This window comes from Ruminococcus champanellensis 18P13 = JCM 17042 (assembly GCF_000210095.1).
GTDB classification, from domain to species: domain Bacteria; phylum Bacillota; class Clostridia; order Oscillospirales; family Ruminococcaceae; genus Ruminococcus_F; species Ruminococcus_F champanellensis.
In genome coordinates this window covers 772,236-773,244 of record NC_021039.1, presented here as the reverse complement: position 1 = coordinate 773,244, position 1,009 = coordinate 772,236, and the positions used below count along the sequence as shown (strand labels likewise).

The following is a 1,009-nucleotide window of genomic DNA, read 5'->3' as shown; positions in this document are numbered from 1 at the left end:
TGCTGAAACTACCTTCTGAGTGGTAGTAGCTGCAGCCGCCTTGGTTGTGGTTGTGGGAGCTGCGGTAGTGGCAGCAGCCGTTGTAGTAGTTGCCCCACCGGGAATAGTGATGGAACCATCTACATAGGTAACATTATGCGCATTGCCGTCCTGGTCAATGACCTTGGACTCGCTTCCTCGGAAGGAAATAGGATAGGTATCGCCGGGCTGTGCATCCGCCGGAACGGTAAACCGCAGAGTGGTCAGAACTGCACCATCTGCCGCTACCAGATTACGACCGTCGCCAGCATTCCAAACAAACGTGAACGTACTTGCATTCCAGGTAGGAGCACCTTCATATGCGTTACCGTTCAAACGCCGCTTGAGCTTCAGTCTGGAGTCCGCACTCAACTCAAGAACCATGCCGGCAGTACCAGTATCGCCCTTGATGGTGATCGGAACATCAACATCCGCACCAGCTTCGCCCTCAACATCTGCAATGGTGTAAGTAATATCGGCGGCAGCTGCCTGCAAGGTCTGAACCGTTGCAGGCAATGTGCCGATAATAAAGCTTGCGCTCATTGCGAGTGATGTCAAAGCCGAAATAATTCTTTTCTTCATCACGTTTCCTTTCTGCCCGGCTCACAGAACCGAGCACAAATGATTAATGTCCTCGCGTAGAACGATCCGCTTTGTTTAAGCTACCTCAGCGCCCAGATCAGACTGCTCGATCAGCTGAGCCAGGAACTTCAGAATCATAGTGGTATCATCCAGGTTCAGCTCAGTGCTGTGCTTATCGCAGTCAGCATTGATCTTACCCTGTTCGGTCATCTCTGCCTTGCCTGCCAGGTACTTGTTCAGCAGAACAGCGTCAGCGATGGATACTCTGCCGTCAACATTGGTATCACCGTACAGAACCGTGCCAACCGGAGCGGTGGTAGTGGTCTGAGTAGAAGTGGTAGTTGCGGGAGCCTCACTGGTAGTAGTTGCAGGTGCCTTTGTGGTGGTTGCTGTGCCGGGGATTACGATC

The 1,009-nt window shown here is 52.5% G+C and carries 2 protein-coding genes; both read right to left on the bottom strand.

The genetic code is table 11. The features are described 5' to 3' along the window. Positions 1-600: cohesin domain-containing protein (locus RUM_RS03420; protein WP_147645633.1), on the bottom strand; the 600-nt coding region annotated here is incomplete at its 3' end. A 75-nt stretch (positions 601-675) separates the two neighbouring features. Next, on the bottom strand, positions 676-1,009 hold a 334-nt coding region (locus tag RUM_RS12830; protein WP_041326242.1), incomplete at its 5' end, for a dockerin type I repeat-containing protein.